At 71.9% G+C, this 25,103-nt stretch carries 20 protein-coding genes and 13 tRNA genes; 11 read left to right on the top strand and 22 right to left on the bottom strand.

The window, feature by feature from the left end:
- The 3 genes from urtC to urtE are packed head-to-tail and all read left to right on the top strand — an operon-like array spanning nt 1 to nt 2,740.
- Complete coding sequence (urtC, locus tag WMF26_RS33770) at nt 1-1,155, top strand: urea ABC transporter permease subunit UrtC (protein WP_437996093.1); 1,155 nt, start codon at nt 1-3, stop codon at nt 1,153-1,155.
- Between the two features lie 15 nt (nt 1,156-1,170).
- Nucleotides 1,171-2,034 carry an urea ABC transporter ATP-binding protein UrtD gene (urtD, locus tag WMF26_RS33775; protein ID WP_437996094.1) on the top strand — a complete coding sequence of 288 codons (864 nt, stop codon included), beginning with the start codon at nt 1,171-1,173 and terminating at the stop codon, nt 2,032-2,034.
- Nucleotides 2,035-2,038: 4 nt separating this feature from the next.
- Complete coding sequence (urtE, locus tag WMF26_RS33780) at nt 2,039-2,740, top strand: urea ABC transporter ATP-binding subunit UrtE (protein ID WP_437996095.1); 702 nt, start codon at nt 2,039-2,041, stop codon at nt 2,738-2,740.
- A 79-nt stretch (nt 2,741-2,819) separates the two neighbouring features.
- On the opposite strand, the gene WMF26_RS33785 is transcribed toward urtE, so the two are convergent.
- Entirely contained in the window at nt 2,820-3,713 is an 894-nt protein-coding gene (locus WMF26_RS33785) for a hypothetical protein (RefSeq protein WP_437996096.1), read from the bottom strand.
- Nucleotides 3,714-4,436: 723 nt separating this feature from the next.
- Here WMF26_RS33785 and WMF26_RS33790 point away from each other — a divergent pair.
- Nucleotides 4,437-5,603 (top strand): formylglycine-generating enzyme family protein, encoded by a 1,167-nt coding sequence (locus tag WMF26_RS33790; RefSeq protein WP_437996097.1) that lies wholly within the window; start codon nt 4,437-4,439, stop codon nt 5,601-5,603.
- A 9-nt stretch (nt 5,604-5,612) separates the two neighbouring features.
- Here WMF26_RS33790 and WMF26_RS33795 read toward each other — a convergent pair whose 3' ends face one another.
- The gene (locus WMF26_RS33795; RefSeq protein WP_437996098.1) at nt 5,613-6,581 is read right to left on the bottom strand and encodes an ornithine cyclodeaminase family protein; all 969 of its coding nucleotides are present in this window, start codon (nt 6,579-6,581) and stop codon (nt 5,613-5,615) included.
- 279 nt (nt 6,582-6,860) lie between these two features.
- Here WMF26_RS33795 and WMF26_RS33800 point away from each other — a divergent pair, with 279 nt between their 5' ends.
- The 4 genes from WMF26_RS33800 to WMF26_RS33815 all read left to right on the top strand — a co-directional run bounded on the left by WMF26_RS33800 (nt 6,861) and on the right by WMF26_RS33815 (nt 10,901).
- Entirely contained in the window at nt 6,861-8,447 is a 1,587-nt protein-coding gene (locus WMF26_RS33800; protein WP_437996099.1) for a DUF4215 domain-containing protein, read from the top strand.
- A gap of 63 nt (nt 8,448-8,510) precedes the next feature.
- On the top strand, nt 8,511-9,587 hold the full coding sequence (locus WMF26_RS33805) for a hypothetical protein (protein ID WP_437996100.1): 1,077 nt from the start codon (nt 8,511-8,513) through the stop codon (nt 9,585-9,587).
- Between the two features lie 422 nt (nt 9,588-10,009).
- On the top strand, nt 10,010-10,249 hold the full coding sequence (locus tag WMF26_RS33810; RefSeq protein WP_437996101.1) for a hypothetical protein: 240 nt from the start codon (nt 10,010-10,012) through the stop codon (nt 10,247-10,249).
- A gap of 76 nt (nt 10,250-10,325) precedes the next feature.
- Complete coding sequence (locus WMF26_RS33815; RefSeq protein WP_044986385.1) at nt 10,326-10,901, top strand: HPF/RaiA family ribosome-associated protein; 576 nt, start codon at nt 10,326-10,328, stop codon at nt 10,899-10,901.
- A 75-nt stretch (nt 10,902-10,976) separates the two neighbouring features.
- Here WMF26_RS33815 and WMF26_RS33820 read toward each other — a convergent pair whose 3' ends face one another.
- The 20 genes from WMF26_RS33820 to WMF26_RS33915 all read right to left on the bottom strand — a co-directional run bounded on the left by WMF26_RS33820 (nt 10,977) and on the right by WMF26_RS33915 (nt 23,805).
- Nucleotides 10,977-13,172, bottom strand: coding sequence for a protein kinase domain-containing protein (locus tag WMF26_RS33820; RefSeq protein ID WP_437996102.1), 2,196 nt, complete (start codon nt 13,170-13,172; stop codon nt 10,977-10,979).
- Between the two features lie 115 nt (nt 13,173-13,287).
- Nucleotides 13,288-13,806 (bottom strand): HNH endonuclease, encoded by a 519-nt coding sequence (locus WMF26_RS33825; protein WP_437332444.1) that lies wholly within the window; start codon nt 13,804-13,806, stop codon nt 13,288-13,290.
- 60 nt (nt 13,807-13,866) lie between these two features.
- Nucleotides 13,867-13,939: transfer RNA gene (locus tag WMF26_RS33830), tRNA-Leu, on the bottom strand.
- A 4-nt stretch (nt 13,940-13,943) separates the two neighbouring features.
- A tRNA-Leu gene (locus WMF26_RS33835) sits at nt 13,944-14,025 on the bottom strand.
- Nucleotides 14,026-14,040: 15 nt separating this feature from the next.
- Nucleotides 14,041-14,114: transfer RNA gene (locus WMF26_RS33840), tRNA-Pro, on the bottom strand.
- A gap of 43 nt (nt 14,115-14,157) precedes the next feature.
- A tRNA-Pro gene (locus tag WMF26_RS33845) sits at nt 14,158-14,231 on the bottom strand.
- 23 nt (nt 14,232-14,254) lie between these two features.
- Nucleotides 14,255-14,328 (bottom strand) — tRNA-Gly (locus tag WMF26_RS33850).
- A 170-nt stretch (nt 14,329-14,498) separates the two neighbouring features.
- A tRNA-Ala gene (locus tag WMF26_RS33855) sits at nt 14,499-14,570 on the bottom strand.
- Between the two features lie 156 nt (nt 14,571-14,726).
- A tRNA-Asp gene (locus WMF26_RS33860) sits at nt 14,727-14,798 on the bottom strand.
- Between the two features lie 7 nt (nt 14,799-14,805).
- Nucleotides 14,806-14,926: transfer RNA gene (locus tag WMF26_RS33865), tRNA-OTHER, on the bottom strand.
- A 76-nt stretch (nt 14,927-15,002) separates the two neighbouring features.
- A tRNA-Arg gene (locus WMF26_RS33870) sits at nt 15,003-15,074 on the bottom strand.
- Nucleotides 15,075-15,258: 184 nt separating this feature from the next.
- Entirely contained in the window at nt 15,259-16,938 is a 1,680-nt protein-coding gene (locus WMF26_RS33875; protein ID WP_437996103.1) for a TROVE domain-containing protein, read from the bottom strand.
- Between the two features lie 97 nt (nt 16,939-17,035).
- A tRNA-His gene (locus WMF26_RS33880) sits at nt 17,036-17,110 on the bottom strand.
- Nucleotides 17,111-17,122: 12 nt separating this feature from the next.
- Nucleotides 17,123-17,195, bottom strand: a tRNA-Pro gene (locus tag WMF26_RS33885).
- Nucleotides 17,196-17,296: 101 nt separating this feature from the next.
- Nucleotides 17,297-17,368 (bottom strand) — tRNA-Asn (locus tag WMF26_RS33890).
- A 152-nt stretch (nt 17,369-17,520) separates the two neighbouring features.
- Nucleotides 17,521-17,594: transfer RNA gene (locus WMF26_RS33895), tRNA-Lys, on the bottom strand.
- A 1,062-nt stretch (nt 17,595-18,656) separates the two neighbouring features.
- Nucleotides 18,657-19,736: a protoporphyrinogen/coproporphyrinogen oxidase gene (locus WMF26_RS33900; protein ID WP_437996104.1), complete on the bottom strand. Its 1,080-nt coding sequence runs from the start codon at nt 19,734-19,736 to the stop codon at nt 18,657-18,659.
- 180 nt (nt 19,737-19,916) lie between these two features.
- A complete protein-coding gene (locus tag WMF26_RS33905) occupies nt 19,917-20,291 on the bottom strand; it encodes a hypothetical protein (protein WP_020738635.1) in 375 nt (124 codons plus the stop codon).
- A 185-nt stretch (nt 20,292-20,476) separates the two neighbouring features.
- Nucleotides 20,477-21,961, bottom strand: coding sequence for a hypothetical protein (locus WMF26_RS33910; RefSeq protein ID WP_437996105.1), 1,485 nt, complete (start codon nt 21,959-21,961; stop codon nt 20,477-20,479).
- A 191-nt stretch (nt 21,962-22,152) separates the two neighbouring features.
- Nucleotides 22,153-23,805, bottom strand: coding sequence for a Ppx/GppA phosphatase family protein (locus WMF26_RS33915; protein ID WP_437996106.1), 1,653 nt, complete (start codon nt 23,803-23,805; stop codon nt 22,153-22,155).
- 51 nt (nt 23,806-23,856) lie between these two features.
- On the opposite strand from WMF26_RS33915, the gene WMF26_RS33920 reads away from it, so the two are divergent.
- The 3 genes from WMF26_RS33920 to WMF26_RS33930 are packed head-to-tail and all read left to right on the top strand — an operon-like array spanning nt 23,857 to nt 24,954.
- Nucleotides 23,857-24,477, top strand: coding sequence for a hypothetical protein (locus WMF26_RS33920; protein ID WP_437996107.1), 621 nt, complete (start codon nt 23,857-23,859; stop codon nt 24,475-24,477).
- Complete coding sequence (locus WMF26_RS33925) at nt 24,474-24,737, top strand: hypothetical protein (RefSeq protein WP_020738639.1); 264 nt, start codon at nt 24,474-24,476, stop codon at nt 24,735-24,737. Before WMF26_RS33920 ends, WMF26_RS33925 begins: the two co-directional genes overlap by 4 nt.
- A gap of 40 nt (nt 24,738-24,777) precedes the next feature.
- Nucleotides 24,778-24,954, top strand: a complete 177-nt coding sequence (locus WMF26_RS33930; protein WP_437332450.1) for a hypothetical protein — start codon at nt 24,778-24,780, stop codon at nt 24,952-24,954.
- Nucleotides 24,955-25,103 lie beyond the last annotated feature (149 nt).

Here is a 25,103-nt window from a genome sequence, read left to right on the forward strand (position 1 = left end):
ATGGCCCCTCGAGACTCCGCCCTTCGCACCTTCCTCTGGACCTGGGGAGCGCCCCTCGCCGTGGCGTTGCCGCTCCTCGTCGCGCCGCTCGTGCTCTCCGACTTCCGGCTGAACCTGCTCGGCAAGTTCCTCACGTTCGCGATCGTCGCCCTCGGCCTCGACCTCATCTGGGGCTACGGCGGGATGCTGAGCCTCGGACAGGGGCTCTTCTTCGGCCTGGGCGGCTACGCGATGGCGATGTACCTGAAGCTGGAGACGTCGGGCTCGCGCCTCCCCGACTTCATGAGCTGGAGCGGCCTCGAGGCGCTCCCGCTGTTCTGGGAGCCGTTCCGCTCGCCGGTCGTGGCCCTCTGCGCCGTGGTCCTCGCGCCGATGGCGATCGCGGCCGCGGTGGGCTACCTCGTCTTCCGGAGCCGCGTCCAGGGGGTGTATTTCTCGCTGATCACCCAGGGGCTCACGCTGATCGCGTCGATCCTCTTCGTCGGCCAGCAGGCGATCACGGGCGGCACGAACGGGATCACGAACCTGAAGACGATCTTCGGCTTCGCGCGGGGGGCCGCCTCGACGCAGACGGTGCTCTACTTCGTGACGCTCTTCTGCCTGGGGGCGCTGTATCTCCTGTGCCGGCGGCTCACCCAGTCGCGCTTCGGGCGCCTGCTCGTGGCGACGCGCGACGACGAGAACCGGGTGCGCTTCCTCGGCTACAACCCGGTCACGCTGAAGACGCTGGTGTTCGCGCTGTCGGCGGGCATGGCCGGCATCGCCGGCGCGCTCTTCGTCTGCCAGGTCGGCCTCATCTCGCCGTCCTCGATGGGCGTGATGCCGTCGGTCGAGATGGTGACGTGGGTGGCGGTCGGCGGGCGCGGCACGCTGATCGGCGCGGTGGTCGGGGCGATCCTGGTGAGCCTGGGCAAGAGCGCGCTGAGCGAGTCGTACCCCGAGGTGTGGCAGCTCGGCTTCGGCGCGCTCTTCGCGGCGTCGGTCATGCTGCTCCCGACGGGCATCGCCGGCTTCCTGCGCCGCCACGCGTCGCGGCTCGCGCGCCGCGACGCGGGCGGCGCGCCGGCGGGCACGCGTGAGGCCGCCGTCGACGGGCCGGTGGGCGTCGGCGAGGTGGAGGCGCGCTCCGAGGCGCCCGCGACGTCCGGGCGCTGAGGGGAGGAAGCGGACATGAGCGGAGATGAGCGCGAGAGCGAGCAGAGGAGCGATGGGATGAGCCGCGGCAACATCGTCGAGGTCCAGCAGGTGACGGTGAGCTTCGACGGCTTCAAGGTGCTGGACGGGCTCGACTTCTCCATCCAGCGCGGGGAGCTCAGGTTCCTCATCGGGCCGAACGGCGCCGGGAAGACGACGTTGCTCGACATCCTCACCGGGAAGACGAAGCCGTCGAGCGGGCGTGTGGTGTTCCACGGAGGTGGGGAGTCGGGGCGAGAGGCGGTCGAGGCGCACCGGCTTCCGGAGCACGCTCTGGTCCGGCTCGGGATCGGGCGGAAGTTCCAGACGCCGGCGGTGTTCGGCAGCCTCACGGTGCTCGAGAACCTCGAGGCGGCGATGGGCTTCCGGGAGAGCGCGCCGGGGCTCCTCCGCGGGCTGTCCGCGGAGCAGGAGAAGGAGATCGCCGAGGCGCTCGATCGGATCGGGCTCCGGCGGCGCGCCGACGTGCGGGCCGCGGTGCTCGCGCACGGGGAGCGGCAGTGGCTGGAGATCGGCATGCTGCTCGTGCAGCAGCCGAAGCTGCTGCTGCTCGACGAGCCGGTGGCGGGGATGACCCGGCGCGAGCGCGATCGCACCGGGGAGCTCGTCCAGGAGATCGCGAAGGAGCGGTCGGTGCTGGTCGTGGAGCACGACATGGAGTTCGTCCGGCGGTACGCGAGCACGGTGACGGTGCTGCACGCCGGCAGAAGGTTGTGCGAGGGGCCGGTCGAGGAGGTCCAGCGCGACGCGAAGGTGATCGAGGTCTACCTCGGTCGGGCGCACGACGCGGGGGGCGCGCGCGGCGGCGCTCGGGCCGCGGTCGCGGCGGAGGAGCGGTAGAGAGATGCTGGTGGTCGAGGATCTCGCGGTCTATTACGAGGAGAGCTGCATCCTGTCGCAGGTCAGCCTGGATGTCGCGCCCGGCCGGGTCTCGTGCCTCCTGGGGCGGAACGGGGTCGGCAAGACGACGCTGCTCAAGGCGATCATGGGCGTGCTCAAGCCGCGGCGCGGGAAGGTGGCGCTCGACGGGGCGGATCTCACCTCGAGGTCGCCGAGCGACCGGGCGCGCGCGGGGATCGGCTATGTGCCGCAGGGGCGCGGGATTTTCCCGTACCTGACGGTGCGAGAGAACCTGCTCATGGGCTTCGAGGCCAAGAGCGACGCCACGCCGAGCCCGGCGGCGCTCGAAGAGATGATGTCCATGTTCCCCATCCTCAAGAAGTTCGAGGCGCGTGCGGCGGGGACGCTGAGCGGCGGGCAGCAACAGCAGCTCTCGCTCGCGCGCGTGCTGCTGCGCAAACCGAAGCTCCTCCTCTTGGATGAGCCGACGGAGGGGATCCAGCCGTCGATCATGCAGGAGATCGGGGAGGTGATCAAAGAGCTCGGGAAGAAGGGCGACATGGCGATCCTGCTCGTGGAGCAGTTCCTGGATTTCGCGCTCTCGACGGCGAGCGAGTACTTCATCATGGATAACGGGGGGATCGTGCGGCGGGGGAGCGTGGCGGAGTTCAGCGACGAGATCGCGAGGGAGTTTCTGGCGGTGTGACGAGGCGTCGCCGGAGCTCCTGACGCTGGCAGCGGCACGTCCGCGGGCAGGTGGCCGCCAAGGCGCCAACGGCCCGGGACTATGCCAGCGCGTCTTCTGCGCTGTCCGCGGTCATGGCCTGGTCCAGCCATCGGTGCAGGGTGTCCAGCTCGGAGCAGGCGTCGATCTGGGTCTCCATCGCCGCGGTCGGCGCGAAGCCACGGCGAGCCAGCAACCTGCGTAGCAGCGCGCGCGCCTCAGTGATCTGGCCCTCCTCGATGAGCTGCTCCTTGACCTCCGGGGTGTGGGCGAGCAGGGCTTGGAGGATCCACTGCCTGCGCGCCTCGATCTCCGGGTCGTCGACGCGGGCGAACCGTCGCAGCAAGTCCTCACGGGTCTTCGGTGACATCGGCAGGTATTCTAGCATGGAGATCACCCATTCCACATCCCGCCGCGGTGCGACCCACCGGGCGAAGTCGTCGAGGGCCTGTCCTGAGCGCGCCGTCAGGAACGGCACGAGCTCGTCGCGCAGCGGCAGCTCGTTGGCCGCGATCCAGAGAAACAGAAACGGCGAGGGTCCGACGCGGTAGCAGCCGGGGGCGAACCGCTCCAGCGCCCGGACGGTGTACAGCCACGATGGCAGGTGGGGAGCGACGACCCAGAGCGGCTCCTCTCCCATCCAGGGCGGCTCGCGCTCCTCGATGCGCTCGATCTCGCGCACTAGCCGGCGGAGCGTGGCGCGCTTGAGCTCCACGATGTCGACGTGGTCGCCAGCCATCTTGATCTCGACGACCACCTCGTCATGACCGCACGCCTCCGGCCAGGGCGCGGCAAGGGGACCGAGCCCGTCGGGCCGCACCACGCGGAGATAGCCGTCGGCCTGGACGCGCTCGAGCCGGACCTCGGGCGGCCGGTGCCATGCGGCGGAGCCGGCGGTGACGCTCGGGGTCACCTCGGCGAAGGTCAGCTTGGCGAACCCGTCCAGCTTGCCCACGGGGGCGTTGATATCAGCTCACCTGCGGCGATGCACTTCGAATAAGCGCTCTGTACGGCAGATAAAGAGAGATGGATTCGCGTGCCTGCGCGTAAGTGCGTGAGAGCGGGGACCGTGGCCCGATGCCGCGCGACACCGCACCGCGCGATCGGGGCGGCCGCGGAGGGCCGCGGAGCCGCGCGACGGCCGGCCGCGGCGAGGTGGGCGCGGCCTCTCATCCGCCACAGGCCGAACACACGCCGAGCGGACGGGCGCGGACCGTGGGACGGCGCCGCCTCCCGCGAGCCCACGAGGCACAGACGGCAGCGCCTGCCGGCGGCGATCCGGCGCCCATCTGAATCGACGGCCCCCGAGCTCGGCCACCTCCTCCTACGGCGAGGCCCTCGGAGGTGGCCGGATTCGAGCTTGAAGGCGGGAAGAAAGCTCGATGCTGTTGCCGCCTTCCCTTCTTTATGGGAATCGCGCCCGGCATCGACCGCGACGCCGCCTCGCTCACCCGCGGAGCCGGCCGCGCTGCGGGCCGCGGTGACGTGCGCGCTGGGCTCGCCGCGCTCGACATGGCTCGACATCGACCGAGGAACCCTGGGACCATGGGCATCGGCCGATGAGCTGCCCGAGCTGGTGCGAGGCGTACGCGCTCTGCGCCGAACGGACCCGTGAGCGAGCTAAGGAGAACAGATGCGAAGTGTGCGCGGTGGATGGTGGTGGGCAGCATCGGCCTTGATGGCCAGCGGTTGTACGGCGCTCCTGGGGCTCGACAAGGACTATCACCCGCTCGACGGCGCGGGCGGCGACACCGGCTCGAGCGGCGGCGACGCCGGCTCCGGCGGCGACGGCGCGAGCTCGGGCCGCGGTGGCGCCGGTCATGGCGGCGGCGGTCCCGGAGAGTGCACCCCCGGCGACGCGCGGTGCTCGGACAACCTGCTCACCCGGTGCAACGACGCCGGCCAGTGGGGCGCCCCGGAGCCGTGTCCCTCGGAGGCGCCCGTGTGCCGCGGGACGGCGTGCACGACCCCCCCGAGCTGCGCCGGTCTGCCGTCGATGTGCGGCCCCGGCGCGACCGAGGGCTGCTGCGCGAGCGCGGTGGTGCCCGGGGGGACGTTCAACCGCGGCAACGATCCCGCATCCCCGGCGACGGTGAGCGACCTCCGGCTCGATCGCTTCGAGGTGACGGTGGGGAGGTTCCGGAAGTTCGTGGCGGCGTACCCCGGGAGCCAGCCCGCGGCCGACGCCGGGGCGCACCCGGGCATCCCGGGGAGCGGATGGAACCCGGCCTGGAACGGCGAGCTGCCGGCAGACGCGGCGGCGCTGCGCGCCGCGGTGATGTGCAATCCGGACAACCCGGACATGCGGACGTGGACGGAGGAGGCAGGCGCCCAGGAGCACCTGCCGATGAACTGCGTGAGCTGGTACGTCGCCTTCGCGTTCTGCGCGTGGGACGGGGGCCGCCTCCCGACCGAGGCCGAATGGAACTACGCTGCGGCCGGAGGGGGCGAGCAGCGGCAGTATCCGTGGTCGAATCCACCGGAGTCGACGACCATCGACGCCAGCTACGCGTCCTACGATTGCAGGGAGAGCGCGGCGCCCGGCTGCACGTTCCAGAGCGACTTCAGCGACATCGTGCCCGTCGGATCCCGCTCGCCGAAGGGCGACGGGCGGTGGACGCAGGCGGATCTCGGCGGGAGCATGCGGGAGTGGACGCTGGATGGATATGGGACCTATCCGGCGGAGTGCGTCGATTGCGCGAACCTGACGGACACCACGAACCGGGTGGTCCGCGGCGGGAGCAGCTTCGGCGCGCCGAGCTACCTGCTGACGTCCGCGCGGGTCAGCGTCGCGCCGTCGGCCCCGTACTACAGCCTCGGCATGCGGTGCGCGAGGAGGCCGTAGGCGCCGCGCTCAGCCGAAGAAGTCGAACGCCGTCCCGGCGCCCCTCTCGCGCGCGGCGGCGTAGATGACGCGCGCGAGCGCCACGTCCTGGATCGCGAGGCCGGTCGAGTCGAACACCGTGATGGCCGCGTCGCCGCGCCCCGCCAGCTTGCCCGCGACGACCTCGCCGAGCGTCCCCTGGATGTGCTCGCGGTGCATGGCGCCCTCGTGCAGCGGCACGTTGACCTCGCCGCTCTCGGTCGCCTGCGCCCAGTCGTCGATGATCACGCGCGCCTCCCGGAGGATCTCCGGATCGAGCTCCTGCTTGCCGGGCGCGTCGGCGCCCATCGCGTTGATGTGCGCCCCCGGGCGGACCCACGCGCGCCGCACGACCGGCGCGCGCGCGGGCGTGGAGGTGCAGAGGATGTCGCAGCCGGAGGCCTCCTCCACCGAGACGGCGCGCCCGCCCGCCTCGGCCGCGAACCGCTCGCTCGCCTCGCGCGACGCGTCGGCGGCGAGCACCTCCAGCCGATCGCCGTAGACGGCGCGGTGGGCGTCGAGCAGGAAGCGCGCCTGCACGCCGCAGCCGATGAAGCCGAGCGTCCTCGCGCTCTGCCGCGCGAGGTGCTTCGACGCGATCGCCGCGGCCGCGCCGGTCCGCACCGCCGTGAGGCGGGTCGCATCCATCACGGCGAGGGGCACCGCCGTGGCGGGATCGCTGAGGATGTACAGCCCCATGACGGACGGCAGGCCGAAGCGCGCCGGGTTCTTCGGGTGCGAATTGACCCACTTCACCCCGGCCGCCCCTTCGGCGTAGGCCGGCATCGCACGGAGGTCGCCGTCGTGGGCAGGCAGCCCCAGGTACACCTTCGGCGGCATCGCGGCCTCGCCGCGGCCGTACGCCGCGAACGCCGCCTCCACGGCGGCGATCGCCGCGTCCATCGCGAGGAGGGAGACCACATCGGACTGGGAGAGGAGCAGTGTTTTCTCGGGCTTCATCGGATGCGACCGTACGCGACGCAGAACGCGAACGCACGCGTTCCCACGTGCGGATCGGTGTGCGCGCATGCTCCGCGCGCCGCCTCCGTGGGCCCTCTTTTCGCGAAAGGGACGGCTGTCCCGCTCGGATCCAGCGGCCGAGAGCGGCAGTCACGCAGCGCCGGCGACATGAACCGGGGGGTTGGCAGGCCACGCCGTTGCGCTGAAGATGGCGTAGCTGCGCCGTGGGGTGGGGTGCACCCCGCGTCTCGATGATCTCTCTTGTGGTGGAGCGGGTGGATGAACGTACGACTCGTTGCAGGTCTCTTTGTGCTCGCGCTCTCGGCGAACGCCGGATGCGGTGATGATGGAGGCGAAGGAGGCAAGGGCGGAGCCGGCGGCGCTGGCGGCGCCGGCGTCACGGGCAGCGGCGCCGGCGCATCGGGCGCGACCAGCACGAGCAGCAGCGGCGGCGCCGAGCCCACCGGCACCGGCGGCGCCGGCGGCGCCGAGCCCACCGGCACCGGCGGCTCGGGCGGCGCCGAGCCTACCGGCACCGGCGGCACCGGCGGCACCGGCGGCGCCGAGCCCACCGGCACCGGCGGCGGTGGAGGGACGCCCGTCAACTACGGCGCGGCGTGCACCTACGACGCGGCGTGCGACGGAGAGTACTGCATCAGGGAGATCGACTGGGGCTGGCCGTCCGGTGCCTGTGCGGGCCTCTGCGATCCCATCGTGGGCGCCTGCGATGATGGCGGCGTCTGCGTCGATTTCGGCGATCTGGGCCTGTGCATCCGTCGCTGCACCACGACCGACGAGTGCCGCGACGGCTACAGGTGCAGCGACATCGGCGGCGAGATCACGGCGTGCATCCCGGCGTGCACCGAGAACGCGCAGTGCGCGGAGCTCGGCCTGTGCGACAGGTTCGACGGCCTCTGCAAGCTCGGCGAGCTCGATTGCTCCGACGGCGAGGACGACGAGGGCGACGGCCAGGTCGACTGCGCGGACAGCGACTGCGCCGCGACCTGCCGTCCGCTCGTCGACGCCGCCTGCGCGGGCGCTGCGCCGGTGACGACGACGATCGAGGGCGACACGTCGAGCGGCACGCGCGTGCTCCATGGCAGCTGCACCGGCGCCGGGCCGGAGAAGATCCACGTGTTCACGCCGCCCGCCGGCCAGTCGGGCACGCTCCTCGTCGTGCTCCAGTCGGAGAGCAACCACGGCCTCTATACCCGCACGGCATGCGCGGAGGCGTCCACCGAGAGCGCGTGCGAGGATGAGCACGCCGCCTCGGGCGCCGAGCCCGACGAGGAGGAGCTCGAGGTCGTCGTGCACAAGGACCAGGCGGTGCCGATCGTCGTCGACGCCCGCACGCCCGCCGACGCGGGGCCATACACGCTGGATCTCGTGTTCTCGCCGGCCACCTGCGGCGATGGGATCGTCAGCAAGCCGGAGGAGTGCGACGACGGCAACACCGTCGCCGGCGACGGCTGCTCCGCCGCGTGCACCGTGGAGATCGACGACGTCTGCGCGGACGCGCCCGTGGCCGTCCTTGGGGGCAACGCGGGCGACACGACGGGCGGCACGGCGGTGTTCGAGGGCACCTGCACCGGCCGTGGTACGCCGGAGAGGCTCCACGCGTTCACGCCGCCGAGCGACGGCACGCTCAGGCTTGTGCTGTCCTCCGAGACCGACCAAGGCTTCTACGTGCGGACCGGCTGCTCGGGCCGCCAGCTCGCGTGCGTCGAGAGCGAGATCGCCGACAGGGACGAGAGGCGCTCGATCGACGTCGAGGGCGGCGTGCCCCTGATCATCTTCGTCGAGGCGTACCGCCTGACAGACGTGGGGCCCTACTCGCTCCGCCTCTCCTTCACCCCCTCTCCCTGAGCTCTGACGCCGCGCGGCGCGGCGTAGCGCTCGCCGGGCCGGGGGATGAGGTACGCTGCGCGCGTGCCTGCCACCCCTCCTTCAGCTCAGCCATGGCGCCGCGCGCGCCTGCTCGCCGCCGCGCTGCTCGCCGTGTGTGCCTGCCAGCCGGACGCCGCGCCGCCGGCCCACACCTCCCAGGGCGCCCCGCTGCACCCCGGCGCCGCGACGCCGTCGTCTCACGTCGCCGCCCCAGCGCCGCGGCCCGCGCCAGCGGCCGCGGGCGACAGCGCCGCGCAGCCCGCGCAGAAGGCCGCGGACGATCGCGCGCCGGGGGCCGGCGCGGCGCGCGCATCGTCGCTCGACGGCAGGTCCCCCGTGGAGCTCGCGCCGCCGCCGTTCGGCCAGACGCTCGTCAGGCCCGCGCCGGCCGGAAGCTCCGCCGCCCCGCGCCTCGTGAAGATCGCCGAGCAGAAGAACAAGATCACGGACGAGGCGGCGTGGTTCACCGCGAACGGTCTGTCGCTGCCGACGCTGCAGGTGCCGAGCGCGGCCGCGGGCGAGGCGAGCGGCTCCCGTCCCCTCCCCTCCTTCGTCCCCGAGAGCTACCGCCACCAACCGCTCGTCAAGGCGATCGATCACGGCGACCACCTCGCCCTGTTCTACGGCCCGGGCTTCGCCGCAGAGCGCTTCGTCGCGATCCTCGACGCGGCGCACAGGGTCGTCGCCTTCTTCGATTTCGAGAGCTTCCTCACGCCGCCCGAGATCGCCCCCAACGAGGCCGAGTTCGTGCGGGGCCACGTCGGCTGGGCCGTGGTCAAGGACGGCGTGCTCTACGTCTCGTCGGGACACAGGACGTACGCGGCCTCCTCGAAGGGCAAGAACGCTTACCTGTCAGCCATCGATCTCGCCTCCGGGCAGCTCCTCTGGCAGAGCGCGCCGCTCGTCTGCAACGCGGAGAACTTCGTCCTGCGCGGAGATCATCTCCTCTGCGGTTACGGCTTCACGGCCGAGCCAGATTTCCTCTATGTCCTCGAGCGCGCCACCGGCAAGGTGGTCTCGAAGCTCTCGCTGAAGAGCGGGCCTGCGTTCCTCGTCGAGAAGGACGGCAAGCTCTTCGTCCGCACCTACGACACGGATTACGTCTTCGAGATCCGCTGAGCGGCGCTCGGGACGCGGCCGGCGCGCCCGCTGACGGCCGGCCCGATGCGCGGCCGCGCGAGCGGCGCGCTCGCTCCCCTGGTGCCGCCCAGCGCCGGGGCGACGCGCCGTGCGCACCTGCTCCCGATCGGCACGGCTGCGGCGCGGCGGGCGAACCACCGAGTCGCTCGGCGCGATCGAAGGCCCGCTGCGATGGTCAGCCCCCGCGCCCGGCGCGGTCGAGCTCGTTCGCCTTGCGCTACCTCGATTTCCCAGACCGGACGGGCGGGTGGCATTCCGAGGAGATGTGACGGAACGACGCGAGATGCCCCGCGTGTCGCAAACTGCCCCAGCGGAGGACGCTCCGTCGCTCCTCGCCACGCTCCCGTCGCCAGCCTGGAGATCCACGACGGACGCAAGAACCTGCGCCTGTCGCGCAGAGCTTGCGCCGCCCTGACCCGACCCGGCGCTGCTCGACCGCGGAGCTCGCCGCCCGCGGCTGCCGCACGCCGGAGCGACCGTGGCAGCGAACTTGCTACCTGCTCACTTCAGGCACACACGAGGTGTTCATGGTCGCGAAGAACAACCACTCGGAACCTGCGCCGCACCGGGCGACCGCGCAGATGCTCGCGAGGCCGGGGCAGTACCTGGTGCCCACGTCAGACACCCCGCACATGTACTGAAATCGGCTGGTACGAATCAGCGATTCACATCGACTGCAGTGACGCGTCACAGCGACGCAGGATGAAAGGAGCGAGCATGCAAGTGGAGCTCACCTTCCGACACATCGACAAAAGCCCCTCGCTCGAGGAGCTGATCCGGGAGCAAGCGAACAAGATCCAGCGGTTCAACGACCACATCAACAGCTGCGCCGTGGTCGTCGAACGCGACCACGCGAGCCAGGGCACGGGCGGCGAGTACCGCGTGCGCGTCGATCTCCACGTCGCCGGCAAGCACGAGATCGTGAGCGAGGAGCGGGCCGCCAGGAACCTGCTGCCCACGGCGGTGCGCGACGTCTTCCAGCGCGCCGGCCGCCAGCTGAAGAAGCTCGCGAGCGAGCAGCGGAGCGAGGTGAAGTCCCACCCGGCGCAAGACACGGCAGGCGTCATTACCAAGCTGTTCAACGACTACGGGTTCATCACGACGATCGATGGTCGGGAGATCTATTTTCACGAGCGAAGCATCGTGTCGGCGCCGTTCTCCGAGCTGAAGATCGGCATGGGCGTCGCCTACACGGAAGAGGACGGCGACGAGGGGCCCCAGGCGAGCACGGTGCGGATCGTGGACGCGCGCGGCGGCAACCGCGGTCGCGAGGAGATCCCTACGCTCAGCTAGCCCCGAGCGAAGAGGTCGCGGGGCTCGTGCGCGCGGCGCGCGAGCCCCGCTCTCGCTCGCTCCCCCAGCGAGCGGCTATATCGTCGTACCGCGCGGCAACGGCGGGAGAGGCGCCGGCGGCATCGAGTCCAGCGGGGGCTCGGCCGGCGGCGTCGCGATCTCCTCCTTCTCTTCCTGTCCAGGGACCGCGTCCCCGTCCCGGGGCGGATCGGGCTGCGGCTGCCCCCTGGGCTGTCGCATGACGCACTCCTCGCGCTGCCGCTCGAGCGCGTCGATCCGCTCGGAGGCCTCGTCGAGCTTGCGCTCGAGCCAGCCCACGCGCGCGGACTCACGCCGCAGCTCCGAGAGCGCCGTCCTGAGATCGTGATCCCTCGAGCGGAGGGCGGCCCTCGCCCGCTCGCGCTCGCTCTCGGCCTGATCGAGCCGCGCCGCCAGGCGCTCGCGGTCGCTCTCGAGGCCGGCGATCTCGCGCTCCAGCGCGCTCTTCGACTGCTCGTAGCGCGCGTCGGCCTCGGCCTTCGCGGCGGCCGCGGCCTGGGCCGCGCGCCTCGCCCGGAGCTCGGCGTTCTCGGCCAGGCGCTTTGCCTCGGTCATCGACTCCTTGGCAGAATTGGCGCTCTTCGCGTCGTCGCTCGCCTTCATCGCCAGGGCGAGCGCCTCCTCGGTCGCGCGCTGCGCCTCGCTCATCTTCGCGAGCGCCTCCTGCGCCGAGGCGTTCGCCGCCGCCTCGAGGCGGCTGTGCTCGCGCGCGGCGCGCTCGGCGGCCTCCGCCGTCTTGCGCGCTCGCGTCGCGTGCATCCAGAACACGGTGGTCGTCGCGACCATCCCCATCAGGACGACCACGCCGAGGGCGAGCAGCACCCGCGTGAGGCGCTCGCGGCGCGCCTCCGCGGCGACGGCCGCGTCGAGGAAGCTGCGCTCCAGGCCGGAGAGATCGTCGATGTCCCGGGCCCACGCGGACAGCTCGTGGAGCGCCTTGCCGCGCGGCAAGAGCCGCGGCGCCCTGCCGCCGGCGACCCACCTCGAGAGCGCCTCGTCGAGCTCCTTCTTCGCCCGGCCGAGCCGGTGAAGCGCGCTCGCCACCTCCGCCATGCGCGGCCGCGCCTCGGGATCGAACGCCAGCACCCGGTGGACGAGGGCGACGAGATCGGGTGGCGTGGCGGCGCTCATCGGGGGCGGCCACGCCGCGCTCGGCGCGTCGGGCGTCCGCCCCTCGAGCAGCTCATAGAGGATGACGCCGAGGGAGTAGACATCCGCCTTGACGTCGACGCTCCCGGAGTGGCGCTCCTGCTCTGGCGCCATGTAGCTCCTCGTCCCGAGGCCCCACACGCCCTCTTGCGTGAACGGCATCGTGGGCTGTCCTGCGCCCTCGCTCTGCGGCGCGAGCGCGCCGGGCTCGATCGACGCGCGCGACCCGCGCGCCGACGCGGAGGAGACCGCCTCGGCCGGGACCTCGACCTGCGCGGGGTTGATCGCGGCCCTGCCGATGCTCACGACGGGGAGGCTCCGGAGCACGTCGTCCTCGTGGGCCTCGCCCTCCGGCGTGGCGCCCGCGCGGTCCAGGGCGCTCTCCGGTGTGGCGCTCGCGCCGCCCAGGGCGCTCGCTGGGCCGGCCGCGGCGCCCACCGTCAGCGCCGGCCGCGTCGAGAGCTCGGTGCGGATCGTGGGCACGGACGCGGGCGCCAGGGAGCCTCTCCCCTCGAGCTCCAGCACCTCGGGGAGACCCCCCCAGAGGACCTTGGCGATGCCGAAATCGAGGATCTTGACGCGGCTCCCCCCGGGCGCGAGCTCGTCGTCGACCACCATGATGTTCTCCGGCTTCAGATCGCGGTGGACGACCTTGGACGCGTGGGCCGCGGCCATGGCCGACGCGATCTGGTAGCCGAGCCGCACCACCTGCCGCGGCCGATCCGCGGGCGGCACGGCCTGCACCCAGTCGCGCAGCCCCCGGCCGTCGAGGTACTCCATCACGATGTAGGGCGAGCCGTCGTCGAGCTCGCCGGAGTCGAAGACGCGGACGATTCCCGGGTGGTTGATGATGTTAACGGCGATCGCCTCCTGCCGGAAGCGGGCCACGACGTCCGGCCGTCGGGCATAGTCGCCGAGCAGCACCTTGATCGCCGCCCGCGCCCGCGTCTTCGGGTGCCGCGCCCGGAACACCCGCCCCATCCCGCCGCGGCCGAGCTCGCCCTCGATGAGCCAGCCGCGCAGGACCGCGGGGAACGGCGCGAGCTCGTCCTCGATGCGGTCGGACGTCGGAGGCGTCACCATGGCCCGACCATCGTGCACCTGCCCGCCCGGCGGCGGAAGCCCCGACGCGCGCCGGCGCGCCCGACGACTCGCCCGTGAGGCGGCGTCATGGTCGCGCCGGCGCGCGGTGCGCGGGTCATCCCGCGCTCGCGCAGTAGCCTGCCCACAGCTCCGGGATACGCCGCTCGCTGAGGCCCAGGACGGGCGCCGGGGGCAGCCACTTCGGCTTCACCGGGGCGCGGAGCAGCTTCATGCCGGCCTGCTCCGGCGTCCGGCCCCGCTTCATCGTGTTGCACGCGTAACACGAGGCCACGATGTTGTCCCAGACGGTCCTGCCGCCCTGCACGCGCGGGATGACGTGATCATAGTTGAGCTCGCGTGCCTCCTTCTTCACGCCGCAGTACTGGCAGCGGAAGCCGTCGCGCAGCAGGACGTTGATCCTCGAGAACTTCACGCCGCGCTTCATCCCCAGCGTCGGTCGCTTCAGCCGCACCACCGCGGGCGCCTTGATGGAAAGCGACGGCGACCGGATGACGTCGTCGTACTCCTCGATGACCTCCACCTTGCCCAGGAAGCTCATCGTGACAGCGGTCTGCCACGGGATGACCTTATGGGGCACCATCCATGGCGTCAAAAGCAGCGTCTGCGCGGTCATGGCCCACCTCGTTATCGTCTCTTTCTCTTCATGATGTCGCTCCAGGTCACGTGCGTTCGGTGCCCGGGGAGGGAGTCGAACCCCCAGTAGGCTGGGTCTAAGCCAGCAGCGTTTGCCGTTTCGCCACCCGGGCAGGGTGTCACCGGTGGGACTCGAACCCACATACCCCGAAGGGCGCAGGATCTCAGCCTGCCACGTATGCCGTTCCGTCACGGTGACATCCGCGCGCCGCGGTCTGGGTGAGAGGATTCGAACCTCCAGCCCCCGGCTCCCCGAGCCGGTGCTCTACCAGGTTGAGCCACACCCAGGGATCTCCGTCGCGCGTCGCGGCGAGGCTTCGCCTCTCCGCGGTCTGGGTGGGGGGATTCGAACCCCCAGTCCCCGGCTCCCGAAGCCGGTGCTCTACCAGGTTGAGCCACACCCAGAAATCTGTCGTTGCACTCAGGGATGGAGCGGTGGAGGAGAATCGAACTCCCGTCGCGAGCTTGGCACGCTCGCACTCTACCTTTGAGCTACCACCGCAGGTTACGACGAAAAAAAGGAGGCGGGCCGCCGGGCGCCGCGCGCGCCCGCACGAAGTGCGGCACGCCGGCCGGCGGCCCGCCTCGGCGACGAGACGAACGGACGGGCAAGGGACGCCATGGGGGGCACACGTAACAGGTATGGTAACCCACGAGCTTCGGCCCGTCCGGTGGAGCGACGAGGGGTCGAACCTCGATCCCTGCCGTGCGAGGGCAGTGTTCTCCCGGTTGAACTATCACCCCGGACCAGCGATCACCGCGTCAGATCTTCATCGTCATCTCCTTGTGCATTGGACAGCGAGCTGTCGGTTTCGTTGGCCCAAGCTCGCTCTTTTTGGAGGGAGCCGGACAACGAAGCAATCAAGCCCGTTTCGCAGGAGCTCCGGAGAGCTCCCGGGGCGCCCCCGAGGAGGATCGAACTCCCCTCACCTGATCGACAATCAGGCTGCTTCACCAGATGCATACGAGGGCAAAGCGGCGCCGCCGGCGGGACTCGAACCCGCGACATCCTAGGTTACGGTAACCGTCCTCCTTCGGCCCGGGTCGGGCAAGCGGGCGGAGAACGGCATAGGTGCTCTACCAGGCTGAGCTACAGCGGCAAGGTCGGGATCCGAGAACCGTCGTCCTTCGGCCCGGGTCGGGCAATGATGCGGACGACGGAGGGCGGGATCCCGGCGCCCCCGGCGGGACTCGAACCCGCATCGACCGGCTTCGTAGGCCGGCCCCTATCCGATCGGGCTCGGGGGCAGCTCCTGGGAGCGGGACGCTGGAGTCGAACCACGAGAACTGTCCTTCGGCGGCCCGGGCGAGCCCGGGCAAATGATGAAGAACAGGTGCCATCCATCATGGCGGCGTCCCGCAGGAGGGGCGCCCGCGCGGCGCCCCGGCGTCGGACGGACGGGCCGGCGGAGCCCGTCCGTCACGCTGTCTGTCACGAGACACCCCGGATGAAATCCGCCATCACCTGGGGGGCCGCCCCGTCGAACCCCACGACATCGAGCATGCCGGGGTCCGTCGGGTCGGCGATCGAAAAGCCGGTCGACGTCAACCCGACGACGATCAGCTTCGCCGGTCGGCCCATCGCCTGCCGGTAGTCCCTGAGCGCCTGAAACGGGTGAACGCCGCCCGCCCAGGTCTCATTGTCCGTGTAGATGACGAACGAATCGACCTCCACCCGGTTCCGCTTCGCCCAGATCATCGGCAGAGCGCAGTCGGTGCCGCCGAAGGGGAGGCCCTCCACCGCGCGCAGCACGTCGTCGAGCCGCTGCTCCGGCGAGATCGAGAGCGGCAAGAGGCCGGAGACTCCCCCGCCCCACTTGCCGCCGTACCCGCCCGACGCCGCCGAGAAGCCGACCACGCTGTACTCGCGCTCGATCCGCGCCGTCGCCATGGCCATGGCCGCGCTCGCCACGCGCGGCGTCAGGCCGGGGACGCCAGCGATAGAGCCGCTGGTCATGGATCCGGAGATGTCGAGCGCCAGGAGGTGCTTCTTCCTGGTCGGCTCGGCCGACCGGAACGCGAGGTAGAACGCCTCGTTCAGCGCGTCGACGATCTCGCGGACCGGGGTCCACGAGAGCGCGTTCTCGCGCCGGCGAGCGCGCTCGCCGTGGCCCTGCTCATAGACCTTGAGGGCCGAGAGCACGGCGACGGGGTGGACCCGCGCCGCCTTCAGGCGGCCGGCGTCGGTGAGCTGTTGCGCCACCCTGCGGGACGCGTCGCTCATGGGCGCGAGCAGGCCGATCGCGGTCATCTTCCCCAGGTTCCGGATGAGCGCCGTCTGGGGCATGTGCTCGAGCAGCGCCTCCCACACCGCGGGGTCGTTCTTCCACTCGGTCTGGAGCATCTCGTGCGTGAAGCGATGCTGTCGGATCAGCGCCGTGACCTGCTTCCGGTTCGTCGCCGCGCGGAGCGACTCGAACGCGCGCACCGCGTCCGGCAGCTCCCCGAGGGGCAGCGCCTTGCCGCGCGCCGACTCCTTGCCGAGCGCCTCGATGCCGCCGACGATCCAGCGGTAAAGGGCGTCGTGCTGCGGGGTCGGCGCGACAGGATGCGCGAGCCGCAGGAGATCGCGGTGGCTGAAGCCGTCGCGCTGCTGGTACTTGATCGCCTGAACCGCGACCTTGTCGGCGGGCTTGCCGTTGTACCACGCAGCGACGGCGGACCGGAGCCCGCGGCCCCACTTGCGGAACCCCTGCACGTCGCGCGCGAAGTGGAAGAGGTCCGTCCCCGTGCGGCACACCTCGGGCAAGGCCGCGAGGGCGGCCTTCCGGGTCTCGGGCTTCGGGTCGGCGGAGGCCATGGCGAGCGCGAAGATCGCAGGCGCGTTCTTCGGCGCTCGCCCCGAGCCGCTGACATCGACGACGCGCCGCACGGCGCGGGGCCCGTCCGCGGCGAGGCAGGCCTCGACGGCGCGGGCGTTCTCCACGGTGAGCTTCCGTTCGGTCGCGTAGTAGGTCCCCCCCTCCGCGCCGAGGATCAGCCAGCGGTCGAGCCTCGCCCACTCGTCCAGGGCGAAGGCGAAGCCACCGGCGCTGTTCTGCACCTGATCGGCGCGGGCCTTCCGCCGCTGCGGGGTGACCAGCGCGGCGAAGTGCTTCAGATAATTGGCCATGACACCACCTCCGGCCCGAGAGCCCGGGCAAAAGAGGACGGATAAGCGGCGCGCTCGGAGGATCTACCAAAGATAACCGAGCGCGTTCGACCCGTCCTGGGTGGGCGTACGGGGATCGAACCCGTCTCCGCAGGGTCACAACCTGCCCTCTTCACCAGAAGAGCAACACCCACGCAAGCTATCGCCGGGATGGCCGGATTCGAACCGGCGGTTCTCCTCACCCCAAATGAGGCGCCTCTCCACTGGGCTACATCCCGGAGCGCCTGCTCGCGGCAGGCGCCGATGCGCCCCCGGCCGGAGGCGAGCCCGGGCCTCGCGTGAACGAGGCGGGCCCTGCCACCGAGCGCCGGGGGCGCGGCTCCGGCGGGAGGGATCGAACCTCCAACCCACCGCTTAACAAGCGGGCGCTCTACCATTGAGCTACACCGGAACATGGAGGCGCAGCGCGCCTCCATCTACATTGCACATCCTGGTTGTCACAGAACGAGCGACCCCTCCACAGAGGGATCCATCAGAGCGCTTCGACGATCTCAGCGCTCTCACGGCGCGCGCGCCGGCATGGAATGCCGAGCGCGCGCCGGGTGGATCCGGGAGGAATCGAACCTCCAGCCGTCCGCTTAAGAAGCGGCTGCTCTATCCAGTTGAGCTACGGGTCCGCGCGGAGGACGCACCTCCGCATCGCCTGCCGCGCCGGCAGGCCGTCATGATCTGAAGAGCTCGAGCCTCCGGGCCGGAAGAGACGGCGACCCATGGCCGCGCGGGCGGTGCCGCGCCCAGAGCCGACGCACACGAATCCCTATCGCGCCCTCGCGAGCGCGCATCATGCCCCCCCGAACGTCATTCGTTATCGAATCGAATGCCTCCAGCGCATTCTCTGCCGCGCCTCCTTTCCATGGGCGCAATCCCCCGCCGCAGCGCGCGGCGATCTCGCACGCGCTGCAAGCAAGACAATCTCTCTCCTCGACGAGCCTATCGCCCGCGCCCCACAGCAGGCCTGAGGCCCACGAGGCGGCTATGGCCCACGACAGGCCTGCAGCCCACATCGGACCTACAGCTCACGAGCCCCAAAACGCCGAAGGCCGCCTGGGTCTCCCGAGGCGGCCTTCGCGAACGTCGTCGATCGACGCGTGCTTAGCTGCCTCTAGGCGCTATTGTCCGGGTTACCGAGCTTCCGCGACGGGCGGAGGCCGCAGGAGTATCCGGGGCTATGCGCCAAGGGATCGCCACCCAGCAGATGGTCCCATCCCACGATCGCTTCAGGCGTTCCCGCCTTGGGCTGGTTGGCGATGAGCTGCATGTTGTCGCGGCGGCTGAACATAACGAATCCCTGTTCGACGATGAGTACTCCCCTTGAAGGGGCTGCGCAACAGAAAAGTTCTTCGAGTCGATTCTTTTTTCTTCGCCTTCGAGACCAGGGCTCGCCGGGCCTCGGCGCCGGTCGCCGCAATCGGGAATTACCGCGGATCTATGGCGATTTGCCCTGGATATGACGAGGGTGGCGGAAGGCTGCTGCGCAGTGCACACCTCGTGCCCTATCGGACACCGGCCTCGATCCGGAATCGCTCATTGCACCCGGCCCCCGAGACCACCACGTGACCTCGCCTCGGTCGTCGCCTCGCCGGGCGCCTCCCGCCGTGGCCGACTCCATCGGCATACAGCAGCTACCGGTGAGGTGCGTGGTCATGGCGCGCAGCCTCCTCGCGTCCGGGTCGGGGACGTCACGGCAGGGCGCCGACGCGCTCCGCGGCCGCCTCGGCGGAGCGCACGGCCGCGTCGATCCCCGAGCCGTGGAACGCCGAGCCGGCGAGGAGCACCCCGCTGCCGGCGAGCGCCCGCTCGGTCTCCCGGACCCGCGCCGCATGCGCGGGCGTGGAGACCGGGAGCGCGCTCGACCAGCGCGAGACCCAGGCGCGCTCGGCGGGCCCGCGCACGCGCAGCACGCGCGCGAGCGAGGCCTCGGCGCGCGCCGCCCACGCGTCGTCGCCCATCTGCTCGAGGTCCGCCGGCTCGGGGCGGAAGAAGAGGCGCAGCGCGGCATGGCCGGCGGGAGCGCGCTCGGCGAACTTGGAGGTCGTGAACGTGCACGCGCGGAAGCCGTGCTCCTGGTGCCCCGCGGCGACCACGAAGCCGGTGCCGTCGAGCGGGTGCTCGATCGCGGCGCGCGGGTAGGCCAGCGAGACGGTCACGCTGGAGAGCGTCTCGGCGTCGCGGAGCGCCCGCGCCGGCTCGCCGAGCAGCGCGGCCGCGCCGGCGGCGTGGGTGGCGATCACCACCGCGTCGGCGTCGACCTCGACCCCGCCGGCGAGCGCGAGCCGGAAGCCGCCGCCGGCCGCCCGCGCGAGCGAGGCGACCGCGGCGGAGGTGCGCACGTCGGCGCGCTCGTCGCTCGCGAGCGCGCGCGCGAGCGTCTCGGTCAGCTGCGCCATCCCGAGGCGGAAGGTGCGGATCCCCTTGCCGAGCTCGTCGCGCGGCACCTGGAAGCCGAGGAACGCCGCCGCCTCGCCGGGCGCGAGCTCCCGCAGCGCGGCGCCGTCGAAGCCGAACGACCTGTGCGTCTCCTGGCCGACGAGATCGCCGGCGATGCCGAGCGCGCCCGCCAGCGCGGGCACGGCCTCGCTCCGCGCGATGAACCCCTCGGCGCCGTGCTCCACCACGAACCCAGCCGTCCGCTCGGTCCAGAGCTGCCCGCCCAGCCGCGGCGCCGCCTCGACGAGCGTCACCCGATCGCCCGCCGCCGCCCGCCTGAACGCGACGATGCACCCGGCCAGACCGCCTCCGACGATGGCGACGCGTCGCATCGACCCCGTATACCACGCGGCGGCGCCCCGAGAGGCGCGCTCGGCCACGGGCCCCCGGGAGGTCGACTCGACCGGATCGCGCTCGTCAGGGCCGCGCCACAGGATGTCTTTTCTGCGCGGCGCGCCGCCGGCCTGGCCGAACCCCTCGACGGCCCGTCTTCCTCGGTGCCCGCCGGCGCGTCAGCCGAGCTGCGACAGGAACTTCCGGAGCTGCTGCGCCTCCACCATCGTCATCACCGGGACGAGCCAGGCCTCGAGCGACGTGGTGTCGCGAAACGCCTTTCGGCTCGAGTTGTGCGCGTCGCGGATGAGCCGCTCGACCTGGAGCCCGAGGATCGCGTTCGCCACCGGCAGCAGGTAGGCGGTCCGATGCACCGTGGCGTTCTGCACGCGCATCATCTCCAGGAACTTCTCCGCGCTCTCGGGCGCGAGCACGTCGACCTGGAGCAGCTCGATGCACACCACGGCCCCGTGCCGGTTCTGGGTCACGATGCCCTGGATCCTGGCGATGCACGCGTCGACCTCGCCAGCCGGGAGCGGTGAGGCCAGCCTCACTTCGATGAGACGACCGGCTCTATTGTCAACGGAGTACATGAGCGAAATTAAACCTACCGTAGACGTCCGAGCCAGAGCGCGTCAATCAACGGCGAATCCGTGCGGTACGGCCCCGTACGCGCGCCCACGACAATGACGCTTTGTCGGCGGCCGCCTCGACAGAACAAAACCGCCCGAGACGGTGCTCACGCGCCGGACGAGAAGATCACCTTCCCCGGGCGCGCCTCGTCCTCGGAGGCGGCCTCCCGCTCGGCCTCGAGGGCCTTCGCCTCGGTCTCCAGATCCGGAAAGCGGTACCGGATCCCGTCGCCTGCCTCGAGGTCCACATCACCCCCGAGCGCGACCACCTCGCGGGTGATCTCCTCCGAGCGCGGCGCCTCCCCGGCCGCGTCCTGCCAGGCCCGCTGGAGCACCGCCTCCGTGATCGGCTCCCGGACCTGCCGCGCGCCGATGCGGGTGAGGATCGCCCGCAGCACCGCCCGCCGGGCGTTCCGCCGGGCGAGCCGCCGCCGCTTCAGCGGGCGCAGGAGCGCGCGGCCGAGCGGCAGCGCGAAGAGGGCGAGCGAGAAGACGAGCGGCACCACCCCGAGCGCCACCGCCGTCCCCGTGGCGGGCAGCTCCGCCATCGGCACCCCGCGGGCCAGGAGACCGAGGTTGTCCAGCGTGAGGTGCGCCCCGAGGGCGTAGACGCTCATCATCAAATTGAACCCGTTGAGCGCCACGATGAGCGCGTTCACCCCCGGGCCGTTCCCGGTGAGCGGCGGCAGCTCCTCGCGCTTCGCCCAGACCGGCGCCGGCGCCCGCGACGGCGCCTCGGCCGCCGTCCGCCGGATCGCCTCGAACCGGTACACGATCCCCCCCTCCTCCGAGACGTCGACCATGCCGTCGTAGTCGAGCATCAGCCGCGCCATCATCGGGTCCGCCTCGTCGCGCGACAGCCCGGTCACGCGCATCACGTCGGCGAGCCCGATCCGGCCCCGCTGCGCGCGGATCTCGGCCAGGATGAGCTTCTCGCTCTCCAGCGGATCGCGCGGCGCCGGCGTCGGGCCGAAGAAGAACCGGTTGACCTTCTCGTAGAACGGCGTCTCGTCCCTGGGCTGCCCGAACGCCCCGCGGCGCCCGTACGACGAGGACGAGGACCAGGGCGGCTCGGCCGTCCACACGAACGGCGAGAAGGGGTGGAACGTCCAGAAGATCGCGTCGAAGACCATCCGGAAGAGGACGTAGCCCGCGAACGAGCCGGAGAAGCTGCCGTGCTCGCGCGAGTCGCTGTTCGACCGGGCCAGCAGCTGGGCGATCAGGATCCCGACGAAGATCACGACGTACGCGATCAGCACGATCGCGATCCACGCGCGCACGACGAAGCGGGCCACGCCGGCGGCGCCGCGGAGGACGAACCCGAGCGCGCGCTCGAGCCGCGTGCGGGTCTCCCACGGCTTGGTGAAGCCGTGCGGGAAACGGAAGAGCAGCTCGCCCTCGGACGTCGCCTTGAGGTGCCCGCGGTACTCGCTGACGAGCAGGTGCAGGCCGCTCTCGGCGTCGCGCAACGGCAAGCCGCTCCGCGCCGAGGCGTCGGCGAGCGTCAGATCGCCGGTGTGCCCGCGCAGGGCGGACTCCAGGACGCCGGCGGCGCGGCGGGCCTCCATCAGCTTTGGAGATTTCAGCGTCAACGGTCGCTCGCCCTCGTTCTGCGCGGCGGCGCAGCCGCCCTCGCTCGCGGCACGGCCGCGCTCGGTGGCACGGCGTCGCCGCGCGCCCTCCCGGAGGCACAGTTTCCCCCGTGCTGACCTACATGGTGACGCACAGGGCTCCGCGCAAACGCCGCGGCGATTTTTTCGGAGGCCGCGGCGCCTCCCGCGGGTCAGCCGCCGGAGGTCGGCGGGTGCGATCTCGGCGTGGCGTCGACCATCCGCACGTCCAGGCCGAGGGCGTCGCGCAGCATCCCCGCCTTCGCGACGACGGTCCACTCCTCGAGCGCCCGGTCCTCCGCGCCCTGCACCTCGATCACCAACGTGTCCTCCTCGATGCGGCCGCTCACGTCCGCGACCTTCGCCCGGTGCTCGCGATCGAGCGCGTCGGCGATGCGGAGGATCGACGCCATCGCCTTCACCTTGGCGCGCGCGTCGCGCGAGAGCGCGCGGAAGTTGTCGTGGTCCATGCTGGGCGGCGACTTCCTGTGGTAGCGCGCGATGTTCGCGACGATCGCGCGCTCCTCCGGGGTCAGCCCCATGAGGTCGCTGTGGGCGATGATGTAATAGCTGTGCTTGTGGTGCCCCTCGTAGCGGACGAAGTCGCCGATGTCGTGGAGCAGGGCCGCCGCGCGCAGGAGGATCCGGTCGCGCTGGCCGAGCCGATGGCGCGGCGCGAGGTCGTCGAAGAGCCGCTCGGCGAGGCGCGCCACGAGCGCGCCGTGCTGCTCGTCGAAGTGGTAGCGGCGGCCGAGCCGGGTGCAGGCGTCGCTGACGGCGGCGGCCTCGCCGCGGAAATCGGGCCCGAGGAAGTGCGCGTGGGCGAGGTCGACGAGCACGCCCTCCTTCAGCCCGACCCCCGGCGCGACGATGAACGGCTGCACGAACGACTGGGCGACGCGGCCCAGGATCGTCGCGGCGGGGACGATCGTGTCGGCGCGGTCCGGGCGCAGGCCGTAGATCTGCGCGCGCTCCTCGGGCGTCTTCGACACCAGCTCGTCGAGCAGGCGGGACATCGCGGCCACGTCGATCGCCCGCCCTTCGACCGGCGCGCCCGGCAGGGGGCAGAGGTCCGCGAGCGTCTCGATGTTGCCGCCCGTGCCCACGAGCAGATCGACCCCCGAGCCCGAGCCCTCGCCGAGCAGCTCCACGATCTCGCGCGTGGCGTCGACCATGACGCGGTCGACGTACTCCTCGACGAGCCGCCGGTGCCCCGCGTCGACGGGGCGGCGATCCTCGAGGAAGGTCTCGACCATCCGCACCGTCCCCAGGGGGAGCGAGCGCGAGAAGACCGCCCTGCGGCCGCGGAGCAGCGTGAGCTCGGTGGAGCCGCCGCCGATGTCGACGAGGAGCGCGGTCCGGTCGCCGAGCGCGACGCGCTCCAGGACGGCGAGCTGGACCAGGCGCGCCTCCTCGATGCCCTCGATGACCTCGACGTGGACGCCGGCCTCGCGCGCCGCGCGCTCGACGAAGAGGTCGCCGTTCTGGGCCTCGCGCGCGGCGCTCGTCGCCACGGCCCGGTAACGGTCGACCTTGGCCGCATCCATCGCCGTGCGGAAGCGCCGGAGCGCCTCGCAGGCGGCGCCGATCACCCCCGACTCGAGCCGGCCCTTCGTGAACACGTCGTGCCCGAGGCGCACGGAGGCGCGGTCCGCGTGGACGTCGCGGAACGGGTGGAAGCGCGGCGCGTCGTGCGCCCCGGCCGGGCCCCCGGCGAGCGCCGGCTCCCTGCCGCCGCCGAACGCCCCGAGCGCCGGAGGATCGACGTCGACGATGCGGAGGCGGATGGCGTTGGATCCGATGTCGATGGCAGCGAGCCGCGCCATGCCGGGAGAAGTAGCGAAGCTCCGGGCGGTTGGCTACTCTCATGCCCGCTCATGTGGAGGAAGCTTCAACGCGGGTCGGGGGCCCGCCATCTCGGTCCCCTTCAGCATCGGCCTTCAGCGCGCGCGGCCCTGCCCGGCGATGCCCGGGGCGCGCGCCGTCTCCTCGGCGGCGCGCGCGAGGCGGCGCGCGTCGCGCTGGGGATCGCGGCCGCGGCGCTCGCGCTCGCCGGCTGCGGCGGCGGTGAGGCGCGCGCGCCCAACCCGCTGCGCGCCCTCGACGAGCGCCGGGCGATCGAGGTCATCCGCCGCGCGATGGTGCAGGAAGGCGCGAAGCCGGTGCTCGGGCGCGAGGTCGATCTCGTCAGCGGGGGCAAGGTCCGCGTCGACGTCGGCGTGCAGAACCGCTCGTACGGCGTCGTCTACGTGACCGAGGAGGACGCCCAGGCGCTCGGCGCCGCGCTCCCGCCGCCCAACGGCCGGGACGAGAAGCTGCGCATCGTCCGCGGCGGGCCGGACGGGGCCGTCCGCGTCGTGCTCCTCTACCAGCAGAACTACCTCTACGACGACCTCGTCGGCGAGTCGCACGAGCGCACGACGATCACCGCGGAGCGCGAGCTGACGCGCGACGTGCAGGACTTCATCACCTACGCGCGGACGCAGAAGTTCCCGTGAGCGCGGTCGATCAGGGCGAGGGCGCGCGCCGCCCGGCGCGCCGCCGGGGGCAGCGGACGGAGGAGGAGGCGCGCGCGCGCCGCGCGCTCGGCGGCGGGGGGATGCTCCTCGTCGCCGGGCTCGCGCTCGTCGGCGTCGGGCCTTCGGACGCCGGAATGGGGCTCACGCTGATCGCGCTCGTCGTCCTCATCTACGGGATCCACAGCTTCGGCCGCCTGGGGCCGGAGCGGGACGAGCGGGCGCGGCTTCCGTCGCGTTGAGGCTTGCGCAGCGCGGCGCCTTCGAGCAGCATCCGCCGCCATGCATCGCCCTACGCGCCAGCACCAGCACCTCACCCTCAAGGTCACCCAGAAGCAGGAGAGGAGCTCCCAGAGCTCCCGCAAGCCCGGCCGCAAGGCCAAGCGCTGGAACAAGTTCCTCGCGCAGTACGCGCCGCTCGTCGCCGGCGCCGAGACGGCCGCCCCCGCCGAGAGCTGAGCTCCGACCGCGGTCGCCTGCCGACGGCGCCCCGACGCCCGACGCCCACTTTCCATCTTTAATTTAATTTTACAGAACCACCACCTGGCGCGAGCCTCGTCCGCTCCGGGCGACGACGGTCGCGCCGTCCCCACGCCGGGCCACGGCCG

The sequence above is a fragment of the Sorangium sp. So ce185 genome (assembly GCF_051526825.1).
Lineage (GTDB): Bacteria > Myxococcota_A > Polyangia > Polyangiales > Polyangiaceae > Sorangium > Sorangium cellulosum_D.